The organism is Hephaestia caeni, from assembly GCF_003550065.1.
Lineage (GTDB): Bacteria > Pseudomonadota > Alphaproteobacteria > Sphingomonadales > Sphingomonadaceae > Sphingomonas > Sphingomonas caeni_A.
The window spans coordinates 1,244,036-1,255,011 of the sequence record NZ_QXDC01000003.1; the positions used below are offsets into that span (position 1 = coordinate 1,244,036).

The window sequence follows — 10,976 nt, forward strand, 5'->3', positions numbered from 1 at the left end:
GGAGAAGCCGCGGCGGGGCATTTCTAACAGCGATTGTCATGGGAATGACGGACATGGTGTGTGGGCCGCGCGCGTTGCGCGGTCCATTCTCTTCGCGGTTTCCGAAAGAAGGGAGGGGTTTCATGAAGAAGTCGATTATCGCCGTCGCCACGGCGCTGCTCGCCGGTGCGGCGCCCGCCGCCTTCGCGGCGGAGCAGGGAGCACCTGCGCTCACCAAATGCGCCGAAAGCTATGGCACCATCGCTGTGGTCGAGGGCGAGACGCAGGGCTGGTCCGAGTATGGTCTCGGCTCGCCGCGCGAATTGATCAACGCGCTTGCGGTCGAATCGGGGTGCTTCACCCCGCATAGCGCGGCAGCGGGCACCGCCGCCGATTTCCTGATGAACGTCGTTGCCGGCGATTCCGAAGAGGTCGACAAGTCGGTCGAAATGGCGAAATCGGCAGCGGTCGAAGGGCTCGTGCGCTCGGGCGCTGCGACCAGCATCATCTCCAAGGTTCCGGTCGGCGGGGCGCTGTTCAGCGCCTTCGGCGGCCTCGGCGGCAAGAAGAAACGCGTCGCCGCGGGGATCAAGCTGCTCAGCCCCGCCACCGGCCAGGCGATCGTCACCGGCACGGGCGAGGTACGCAAGAGCACGCTCAGCTTCGGCGGCGCCAACGCCTGGACCGCCGGCGCCAATGCCGCCGGCTATGGCGCCAGCAAGGACGGCAAGATGCTCGTCGAAGCGTTCATCAAGGCCTTCAACGCAGTGTCCGCCCAGGGCGCGACTCTTGCCTCGCTGCCCAAGGCGCAACCGGCGGTCGTCGCCGCGGCCGCGCCTGCCGCTCCCGCGGCGAGCGTCGCGATCGACACGGTGATGCGCGCGACGCCCGCCGCCGACGGTGCTGCGGTCCGCGCGTTGCGTGCCGGAACCGACCTGACCCCGACGGGCAAGCGTGAGGGCCTCTTCATCGAGGTGAAGGACAGTTACGGCACGCAGGGCTGGGTATCGGTCGAGGATCTTGGCTGAGCGTCCGGCTTGCCCCGGCCCGGTGGCTATGTCACAAGGGCCGGGGTCGCAATCTTTGGGGAATGACTGCGCCAACAGCATGGAAACGCTGAAAATTCTGTACGTCGAGGATGATCAACGCGCCGCCGGCGAGGTTCAGGAACTGGCCGGGCAGTGCGGCGATATCGTCGTCTGGGAACGCAGCGGATCGGGCGGCCTGCTGCGCGCGGGGCTGGAAAAGTTCGACGTCATCATCCTCGACCGCATGCTCGGCGATCTCGACGGGTTGACGATCCTGAAGCGGCTGCGCGAAAGCGGGGTCGGCACGCCGGTGCTGATGCTGTCGGCGCTCGGCCGCACGACCGACCGCGCCGAAGGGCTCGACGCCGGCGCCGACGATTATCTGGCCAAGCCGTTCGAGGCCGAGGAGCTGCTGGCGCGCCTGCGCGCGTTGCACCGGCGTGCGACCGGCCGCGAGCATAGCGCGGTGATCCTCTATGGCGCCTTCGAGTGCCATGTGAAGGCGCGCACCGCCTTTCGCGACAATCGGCATCTTGCGCTCAGCCCGCGCGAGTTCGAGCTGTTTCGCTATTTCATGGAAAATGCGGGCGAGGTCGTAACGCGCGAGATGCTGTTGCAGGACGTATGGAACATGTCCTTCGATCCGCAGACCAACGTCGTCGACGTCAATGTCGGGCGGATGCGGCGTAAGCTGGAGGACGGCTTCGCGACCCCGGCGCTCGAAACGATCTGGGGCTCGGGCTATCGCCTGCTGGACGGGAGGTAACCGCCCATCGCCGCCCGCCGTTCCATCTTCTCGCGCCTCGTCGCCGTCGCGATTTTCCTGTCCGTCGCGCTGGTGCTGGGGCTGTGGACGCTGACCGACCAGACGATCCGGTCGACGCTCGAGACATCGGCGCGTCGGGCGATCGACGTCGATCTCGCCGGCCTCGCCGACATCTATGCGACCAGCGGCCGCGAAGAACTCGAGCGCAGGATCGCCGACCGGCTCGCGATCACCCCGCGCGACGGCAGCGCGCCGCACTACATGCTCGCCGACGCGACCGGACGGCGCATCGCGGGCGACATTCACCAATGGCCGCAGCTCGATCCGGCGATTTCCGAAAGCGGCGCGATCCGGGTTGGCGAAGGGACGGGCGCCTATGCGCGCGCGACCCGGCTGGCGCCGAACCTGCAATTGCTGGTCGCGCGCGAGACGTCGGATAACGGTGCGCTGCGCCGCCATGTCGCCGTCGCATTTCTCGGCGGCGGCGCGCTGTTCGTGCTGCTGGTCGGCGCGCTGGGCAAATCGGCCGCTGGACGGCTGCACTGGCGCATCCAGCGCCTCAACAATGCCTTTCGCGACTCCGACGATGAGCGGCTGACCGCCATGACGCCGCGCCGGCGAACCGACGAAATCGACGAACTGACCGAGCATAGTGCCGCGGCGCTTGCGCGGCAGAAGCGGCTGGTGGAGGCGTATCGTGACACATCGGACCAGATCGCACACGAGATACGCACGCCGTTGACGCATCTCGACGGACGGCTGACCAGGGCGCTGGCCGCCGATCCCGGCGACATCGTCGCCGCACGGCTGCTCGAAGGGCGCGCCGACATCAAGCGCCTCGTGGCGATGCTCGAATCGCTGCTCGATATTGCCGCCAGCAAGGCTCGTCAGGGCGACCGTCACGGTCTCAAGCGGTTCAACCTCAGCGAAATGGTCACGCGAATCTGCGAACTCTATGCCGACAGCGCCGAGGAATCGGGCCATATGTTCGCATGGGATATCGCGCCCGGCGTGCTGTTCGACGGAGAGGAAATGCAACTGACCCAGCTCGTGACCAATCTGCTCGACAACGCGCTCAAATATGTCCCGAAAGGCGGCACCATCCGGCTTTCGCTTGGCCAGGGGCCAGTCCTGACCGTCGAGGACGATGGCCCCGGCATTGCCGAGGCGGATCGCGAGAAGATCTTCCGGCGCTTCTACCGCAGTCGCGGCGAGGCATCGGATTCGCCGGGGAGCGGGCTTGGCCTGGCGCTCGCAAGAGCGATCGCCGAACGGCACGATCTGACCATCGCTCTTTTGCCGTCGGCCCGGGGCGCCAGATTCGTCGTGAAGGAACAGGGAACATGATAGTGAAGGCGACCGGGCTGGGCGCCGCGACGGTCCTGACGCTCCTCTCCGCCTGTGCTGCGCCGCGGGCGATCGAAGCGAACGGGGAGGCAGTCGCGTCCCCGGCCAGCCGGCTCGCCCGCGACATGCTGGCTGCGGACGCGGCTTTCGAAGCTGGCGATCGTGCCGCGCTTGCCGCGGCGGTGAAGCGGATCGAGCGGCAAGGGCCTCGCCTCATCGACGGCGATGCGCCCGACCCCGTTCGTCGCTGGCGCGCCGCGCTGCCAGATGCCGGCCCGCCGTTGCGCGGCCGCGCGCTCGGGCCCGGCTATGCGCGCGGCACGCTGGCGCCCGGCGCGGCGCGGCGCATGGATCAACTGTTCCTGTCTGGGCAGGCGGCGACGGTCGCCGCCAATTCGCGGCCTCAAAAGAATCTGCGGCTCAAAATCTTCGACCGCGCGGGCAAGCTCGTCTGCGACCGCTCACCTGCCCATACGCGCGACTGTCGCTTCACGCCCGTCTTCACGCAGCGCTACCGGATCGAGATCGTCAACGGCGGCGCGGCGACGGCGCATTATTATCTGGTGGTCGATTAGGGTCTGCTTTTTCGGGGGGAGAAGAAATGGTGAGGGGGGAAATCGACCGCGCGGTGCGGCTGGCGTGCGCTGCCGTGGCGCTGTCATGCAGCGCGACGGCGTGGGCACAGGACGGCACCGTCGATCGCCGCCGGCTGGATGCCCTGACGGCGCAGTTCGACGCCGCGACGGCTGACGCCGATCCCGCCGGATATCGCGCGCTGGCGAACGAGACGCTGGCGGAGGCAAAGCGCCTCTACCCCGCCGATCATCCCGAAGTGGCGCTCGGCGAACTGCATGTCGGGATGGCGCTTGCCTTCGCCGGCGAGATGGACGCCGCGCTCGCCATCGTCGATCGCGTGATCCCGCGACTGGAGGCCGACCCCGCCTATCGTGGGAGCTGGCGCAATGCGCTCGGTGCGCGCGCCTATATCCTCAATTTCAAGGGCGAACATGACGCGGCGCTGGCACTCAACGAGCGGCTGATCGCCGATTATGAAGCGCTTCCCAACGGCCGCAACGAACGCGACTATGCGACGACCCTGTCGAATCTCGCGGCCTCCTATCTCGAACATGGCCGGCTCGACGATGCGCTTGCGCGCAACCGGCAGGCGATCGATCTCGCGCTGACGCTCGATCCGGTTCCCGCCGACGTCGCGATCTGGAACGCCAATCGCACCGTCTATCTCTATTCGGCCGGCCGCACCGAGGAAGCGATCGCGACGGCGCAGGACGCCATTGCCCGCGTTGGCACCGCGATCGGTGCCGACCATCCGATGATGGCCAATCTCTATGCCAATCTCGGCGCGATCCTGCTGCGTGTCAGCCGCCCGCACGACGCGATGCCGATGATCCGCCGCGCCTATGAACTGACCGAGAGGGCAAACGGCGGCCCCAACCAGAACAGTGCGGCGATGCGCGTTCAGTTCGCACAGGCGCTAATCCGCGCCGGGCGTGATGCCGACGCGATCGCCTTTCTGGATGCGGCGACGCCGATCATCGACGCCCAGCTCGGCGCCCAGAGCGACCGCGCGCTCGTTGCCCGCGACACGCGGCTGATCGCACTGCTCAACACCGGGCACGGCGCGGAAGCGGAACCGCTGGCGCAGGCATTGCTCGGCATTCGCGATGCGCGCTTGCCCGAGGGGCACCGCGACCGCGCCAACGCGCGCGACAATCTGGCGAAAGCGGCCTTCGTTAACGCCGATTGGACGACGGCGGAACGGGCCGCGGCGGAGGCCGTCGCGCTGCGCGGCCGGATGCTGCCGCCCGAGCACCCCGACCTGCTGGTCGCACGTGCGATGCTGCTCCGGGTGCAGGATCGTGCCGATAGCAGGCCGGCGGCGGACCTGGTGACGGAGGCGCGCGCACTGTTCGGCGCGCTGACGCTAAACGCCAATCTCGCGCGTGGATCGGCGCAGGCAGAACGCCAGCGACCCGCTTACCGCTGGCTTGCCGAACTCTTCGCCCGGCGCGGCGCGGTCGAGGATGCGTTCGAGGCGCAGCAATGGGCAGCGCGGAGCAGCCTCGACGATGCGCTCGCGATCGTCGAAAGCGAGCGGGCAGCGACCGCCGAACTCGATTTCGCCGCAACGGTCGCCAGGCGCCGCCAGCTTCTCGTCGCACGGCAGGGGCTGGAGGCGAAGCTGGACGCCAATCTGACGCGCCCGGATGCTGCCTTCGATCTCGCCGGCCTGACCCGCGAATTGGACGACAACCGGCAGGCGATTGCCGACCTCGATGCGGGGCTCCCGGCCGCGCAGCGGGCGAGGCTGGTCTTCACGCCGTCGACGCTCGCGCAGTTTGCGGGCGCCACTTCGCCGCGCAGCGCGTCGGTCATGTTCACCGATCTCGGTCCGTCATGGTTGGCGACGATGGCGACGGATGCCGGAACAAGGCAATATCTGATCCCAGACGGGGCGCGGCTGGCGGGCCTCGTCGCCCGGCTGCGCGCCGCGATCGACGGCAGTGCGGCTTCGGATTTCGATCCGGCCGCCGCCGCTGCGCTCTACGCCGGGCTTTTTCCTCGCGACGCCGACGTGATGTTGAAGGACACGGAACGGTTGGCGGTGATCGCCAATGGGTCGCTCGGCGCCCTGCCGTTCGGGATGCTGATGCCCGAGGGCAAGCGCGGGGCCTATCTGATCGATCGCATGGCGATCAGCCGGCTGGTGCGCGCTCCACGAGGCGAGCGCGCGGAAACGGGAACGGGCGCGATCGACACGCTGGTGGCGCTCGGCGGCGTGGAGGGCCGCCGGACGGGCGAGCGGATGGCGATGCGATCGAGCGGCGGTGCGCGCGCGATCGTCGACTTGCCCGATCTGCCCGATGCCGAGCGCGAATTGGGGGCACTGGCGGAGGCGCTCGGGACCGGTAGCAACCATCTGCTGATCGGCGATCACGCGACCGAGGCGAGCCTGCGCGCGGCCGCGGTGCCACCGGGGTCGGTCCTCGCCTTCGCCACGCACGGGCTGCTGCCTGGCGAGTTCGACGGCCTGGACGAGCCGGCGCTTCTGCTCAACCCGGCGGGAGAGGACGACGGGCTTCTCACGCCGAGCGAGATCGGAGCACTCAGCCTGCCGGCGCGCCTGGTCATCCTTTCGGCCTGCAACAGCGCAGGCGCGGCCGGCGTCGATCGGCCCCAGCTCTCGGGTCTCGTTCAAGGCTTTTTCCTTGCCGGTGCCACCGAGGTGATGGCGAGCCACTGGCCCGTCCGCGACGATGTCGCGCGGCGACTCTCGGTCAGCACGGTCCGCGGGATGCGCGACGGCGAAACGTCCGCCGAAGCTCTGCGCGCCGCCATATTGACGGTTCGCAAGGGAAATGACGGCGAAGCAAGGATCGACAGTCCGGTGCTCTGGGCTCCATTTGAGCTTTTTTCGGGCTGATTTGGCGATCAAGTCATTCGGGCTGAAGCATCTCGGCTCGCATCGAAAGTCTGCATCGTTGCCTTGCTACCCGGCAGCAGACCACACATGATCGGCCAATACGTCCAACCTTATTGCTCAATCTTAAGATGACTGAGCAACCGGTTTCGGAGAGCCAATTTGGACATTAAACGTTAGCTATGTTGACGGAAATGCCCAATAAATCCCGCTGGATCAATCGACCCGTTCTCTATTGCCGTGCTGCCGGCGCCGATATTCGATTACGGGACCACAAGGGTGTCGATCGATCGCATGCGCGAAACACGGCCCGTCATCTGAACCCGAAGCCCTCGGCCGACAAACTTACCAGCCTGTAGTCGACGCCTATACGCTGGCCCAGCTTCGCAACCCCGCTGCTGAGCAGGGCTCGCTCGCGCGTGTCGGCGTTCTCCCACGCCGAAACGAGAAGAGCCGTGAACAAGGCGAAGCTCTGTGCTTCCTCCTGCTTCAGGGCGTTGCTCCAACGATTGGTATCCTTTGCACTGCGCGACAGTGGCTAATAGCGGCAATTATCCCGTTGTTCGTAAAACTATTCCGCAAGAACCCGTGTCGTACGGTCGAGAGCGGAAAAGCTTACCTCCGCGAGTGCTCCCAATCCTTCACGCGTCTGGCCCGGTCGCAACTGAAGCCCCCCTCTCCATAGATGCGCTTCGCATTCACGTCCCAGCTCTCCCGCCGGAGCAGCACATGGATGCGCCGATAGCCGTAACGCACCCGCGCCTCGGCGATCTCACGCATCCGCTTCTTCGGGTCGGCCTGATCGGCACGGCAACCACGATAGTGGTAGCTCGATCGCTCCGCCCCAAGCACACCGCACGCCCGCCTGACGCTGACCTGCCATGTGCTGCGAACGGCATCGACGAGTTGGCGCCGGCCGATCAGACCTCAGAGCTTTCGCGGGACGACATCCTGCAACATCGCCTTGTCCAGCGAGAGGTCAGCGACCAACCGCTTCAGCTTGCCATTCTTCCCCTCGAGTTGCCGCAGCCGCCGCATCTCAGATGGCATCAGCCCAGTGTACTTCTTGTGCCAGGCATAGAACGTCGCTTCGCCGATACCCGCCTTGCGGCGCACCTCGCCGATCGTCGTGCCGTCCTCGGCCTGCTTCAATACGAACGCGATCTGCGCTTCACTGTACCGCGATCTCTTCATCACGCGCTCCGTTTCCTTGACCCCCGATCATAACTGGAATTCCCCGGCTCAAAACGGTCCAGAAAACGGGCAGCAGGTCAGTCCAAGAACGGGTAGCAGTTCATTGCTAGCATTGGTCTCGTGCCAGACGGTGGAGAATTAGGTAGCAGATGCCTCACAGGCTGCACCTGGTCCTGGTGATGGGCATTCCCGCGTCGACCGTTGGATGATGAGAATATCGCCATACCTGGCGTTGTAGGCCGGGCGTAGCTCCATCGGGGCATCGGCGAATTTCAAATCGCACCGGGATTGTCGAAAGGAGGTGTCACGGTCGCCGATGTGGCTCGACGTACCAAGCGTCGTGGCCAGGTGAGATGGAGTCGCTGCCGGGCATTTCGGGCGTGCCGGCTATACGCAGCAGGACATCGAGCGTGTCGCCAACGTCGTCATTATCATAAAGGTAGATGGCAAGGTGGCGATAGGGGCCTGCCCCTCCTTCTGCGAGCAAATAGCGCCGCCCGGCGAAGCAGCCGGGCAGACGGCGGCCATCGGGGAAATGACGATCCCAATACCAGCGATCATAGTCATCTTCCCGGCCGTCCTTAGGGTTGGTGAGCGCTAGCAGGGCGAACCGGGTGCGCGCGTCGTTGGCCTCGCCGTCCCACTCGTGGCGCGGCAAAAGGGGCCCAGCGGATAATGTGGTGCCTGCTCTCGCTGCGAAAGTGTCGCCCGGATTCACCGGCGAAATAAGCAGGTGATTATGCGGGTAGGGGGGCTGCAAGCGCTGCCGCGCGGTAAGATCCCAGCGCTCCGTCAATGGTGTTGCCTCGGCGTCGGACTGGCCGGCAGCGTTACCATAAAAATCGAACATCAGTGCCTTGGCCGCAACCAGCATTTCCGTCTCCAATTATCAAATTAATTGACGACATAATTCCGGCTCCACGGCCCTGTGTCAAGATTTGATTCAGTAACTGCCGATCTGACAATAATTCATATTTATAAATATAGATAATTAAAATATACCGATAAATCAAGTATACGTAATACAATGCTTAGATTTTCTGTATTAAATCTCAATTATTGAGATCGAGATTTACTTAATTTTTCCATAAAGATGATTTATATCATACAAAATATCGAAAAAATATAACTCATCAGCGTGAATCGCTGGGGGCGGAGTTTCTGGGTAAAGTGTATTTCGTCACCATAGGCGGAAGTATCTCCGACCAAGCTATCAATAACTATCTGAACGACCAAAGCGGCAGCAATCCAGGCTTCAGCCTCCTGCCGTGAATCTACTGGCGTCAGGTGACCTGCCATTGCGTAAAAATATTTGACATTTTGAGTGCGTCCGCAAAGATGACGCAAACGAAACAAAAATGGGAGGGTAAAATGATACGAGCTTCATCAGTCGCGCTGGGGATTGCGTTGGCCTTGGCGCCCGCCACAGCCCTTGCGCAGACGCAGCCGGCGGAGCAGGCCTCGGCACAGCCTGGCGGCAACGATGGCCTTATGGATATCGTCGTCACCGCGCAGCGGGTCAGTGAAAATCTTCAGAAGGTACCGGTTGCGGTCACGACATTCGACAGCGAACAGCTCAAGCAGAGCAGCATCGAGACAATCGCTGACATTGCCGTCCGTACACCGGGCTTCACCGCCGGCCAGTCGAACCCGGTCGAGCCCAATTTTGCTCTCCGTGGTATCGGCAGCCCCCAGGGAATCAGCCAGAATGCTGCGGGTGATCCGTCAGTGGTGGTGTTCATCGATGGCATCTATGCCGGGCGCGGTGGCACGCCCGATCTGGACGCACTCGATCTGGAGCGGGTTGAGGTATTGCGCGGCCCACAGGGCACGTTATTCGGCAAAAACGCAATCGGTGGTCTGATCAACTTCGTTTTACGAAAACCTGGCCCGGAAACGCGGGTTCATGCCGAGATGACAGTTGGCAATTTCAAGCGGCTCGATGGGCTCGCCCGCGCGAATGTTGCGTTGTCAGATACGGTTTTCGCGTCAGGAAGCTTCGCAGTCAAAAACCGGGATGGTTTCTACCTCAACGAGCCCACTGGGAATCGTAATCCCAACCTTTCACTCAGTTCGGGGCGTGGCGCGATCCGCTTCTATCCCAATGAATCACTGGATCTCACCGTGTCGGTCGATCTGGTCCGCCAGGATCAGCGCGCCCAGCCGCGTGACAAGGAGTGTGACATCACGTTCAACTCTGGGCTGCATTGTGTCGGCAACAATCCCGATCCGCGGATCACAAGCTCCACCATCGACGGTTTCATAAAGCGCGACCTCAACATTTATCGCGCCGAATTGGCAATGGAAACGCCGCTGGGTGAGGTCACCTCTCTCACCGCGTTCCGCACAGCGAAATTACGGATGTACACGCCCTTCTTCAGTGGCCCGATCGATCCGCCTCTCCTGATTGAGTCGATCCAGAGCGACCGAGAGAATGACAAGCAGTTCAGCGAAGAACTGCGTTTGGCGATCGGCAATCCAGGCGATGCACTGCGCGGTCAGATTGGTGCCTACTATCTGAAGGAACAGATCCGCCGCTACCAGACGATCACCCAATATTTCCCGTTGCCGAGCCAATCGGGGATCGTCGGTTATCCGCAGGCGATCGACGCGCGTAGTGTCGCGCTGTTCGGTCAGTTCAACTATAATCTTCTCTCCAACCTGACGCTGACCGCCGGTGCGCGCATGACCTGGGAAAAGAAATGGGGCACGCTCGGCGGTACGGTCGTCGCCGGACCGGCGATTCCGATCCCGCTGACCTCGCCTTACGATGTCGACGTCTCCAAATCCTGGGACGCATTCACGCCGCGCGGTGGCATTGAGTGGCAGGTGACCGATCTGATCATGGCCTATGCGTCGGTCAGTCGCGGTTACAAAAGCGGCGGCTATCAGGGCATCGCGCCCACCGGTGCCAGCGCTGCGGTTCCTTACAATCCTGAATTCGCCTGGAGCTATGAGATTGGCGTCAAGTCGCGCTTTGCCGATAATCGTATCCAACTCAACGTGTCTGCCTTCCAGACCGATCACAAGGATTTGCAGGTCGCGCAATTGACAGCGACCAATGGCATCGTTGTCGGAAATGCGGCGGAATCGAAACTTAAGGGTATTGAGGCCGAAATGGTTGCGCGTGACGTGACCCCCGGCTTTCATCCAGCGGCAACCAGAGACCGACCATTGTTGTCGCGCATGAGCGCAGGTGAAGCAACGGGCTGGGTTGACCCAG

At 63.7% G+C, this 10,976-nt stretch carries 8 protein-coding genes and 1 pseudogene; 6 read left to right on the forward strand and 3 right to left on the reverse strand.

Annotation, left to right across the window (positions count from 1 at the left end; translation table 11 throughout):
- The first annotated feature begins 122 nt into the window (after positions 1 to 122).
- The 5 genes from DFR49_RS14455 to DFR49_RS14475 all read left to right on the forward strand — a co-directional run bounded on the left by DFR49_RS14455 (position 123) and on the right by DFR49_RS14475 (position 6,562).
- Positions 123 to 1,007 carry an SH3 domain-containing protein gene (locus DFR49_RS14455; protein ID WP_119036307.1) on the forward strand — a complete coding sequence of 295 codons (885 nt, stop codon included), beginning with the start codon at positions 123 to 125 and terminating at the stop codon, positions 1,005 to 1,007.
- A gap of 79 nt (positions 1,008 to 1,086) precedes the next feature.
- A complete protein-coding gene (locus DFR49_RS14460; RefSeq protein WP_119036308.1) occupies positions 1,087 to 1,773 on the forward strand; it encodes a response regulator transcription factor in 687 nt (228 codons plus the stop codon).
- A 72-nt stretch (positions 1,774 to 1,845) separates the two neighbouring features.
- Positions 1,846 to 3,120, forward strand: a complete 1,275-nt coding sequence (locus tag DFR49_RS14465; RefSeq protein WP_119036309.1) for a sensor histidine kinase — start codon at positions 1,846 to 1,848, stop codon at positions 3,118 to 3,120.
- Positions 3,117 to 3,695 carry a hypothetical protein gene (locus DFR49_RS14470; RefSeq protein ID WP_147373704.1) on the forward strand — a complete coding sequence of 193 codons (579 nt, stop codon included), beginning with the start codon at positions 3,117 to 3,119 and terminating at the stop codon, positions 3,693 to 3,695. Before DFR49_RS14465 ends, DFR49_RS14470 begins: the two co-directional genes overlap by 4 nt.
- Before the next feature lie 26 nt (positions 3,696 to 3,721).
- Positions 3,722 to 6,562, forward strand: coding sequence for a CHAT domain-containing tetratricopeptide repeat protein (locus DFR49_RS14475; protein ID WP_119036311.1), 2,841 nt, complete (start codon positions 3,722 to 3,724; stop codon positions 6,560 to 6,562).
- 612 nt (positions 6,563 to 7,174) lie between these two features.
- Here the strand turns inward: DFR49_RS14475 and DFR49_RS22565 are convergent.
- From DFR49_RS22565 to DFR49_RS14490, 3 genes and pseudogenes are all read right to left on the reverse strand, one after another.
- Complete coding sequence (locus DFR49_RS22565) at positions 7,175 to 7,411, reverse strand: IS3 family transposase (RefSeq protein ID WP_425454948.1); 237 nt, start codon at positions 7,409 to 7,411, stop codon at positions 7,175 to 7,177.
- A gap of 81 nt (positions 7,412 to 7,492) precedes the next feature.
- A pseudogene (locus DFR49_RS14485) lies at positions 7,493 to 7,753 on the reverse strand (transposase); the annotation flags it as partial.
- 304 nt (positions 7,754 to 8,057) lie between these two features.
- Entirely contained in the window at positions 8,058 to 8,627 is a 570-nt protein-coding gene (locus tag DFR49_RS14490; RefSeq protein ID WP_119036314.1) for a hypothetical protein, read from the reverse strand.
- A 464-nt stretch (positions 8,628 to 9,091) separates the two neighbouring features.
- Between DFR49_RS14490 and DFR49_RS14500 the strand changes: the two genes are divergently transcribed.
- A partial coding sequence (locus DFR49_RS14500) for a TonB-dependent receptor (RefSeq protein WP_147373705.1) occupies positions 9,092 to 10,976 on the forward strand: 1,885 nt, incomplete at its 3' end.

Coding starts and splice junctions, on each gene's coding strand:
- DFR49_RS14490 (WP_119036314.1), bottom strand. CDS start 8,627: ATGCTGGTTGCGGCCAAGGCACTGATGTTCGATTTTTATGGTAACGCT.
- DFR49_RS14455 (WP_119036307.1), top strand. CDS start 123: ATGAAGAAGTCGATTATCGCCGTCGCCACGGCGCTGCTCGCCGGTGCG.
- DFR49_RS14470 (WP_147373704.1), top strand. CDS start 3,117: ATGATAGTGAAGGCGACCGGGCTGGGCGCCGCGACGGTCCTGACGCTC.
- DFR49_RS14460 (WP_119036308.1), top strand. CDS start 1,087: ATGGAAACGCTGAAAATTCTGTACGTCGAGGATGATCAACGCGCCGCC.
- DFR49_RS14475 (WP_119036311.1), top strand. CDS start 3,722: ATGGTGAGGGGGGAAATCGACCGCGCGGTGCGGCTGGCGTGCGCTGCC.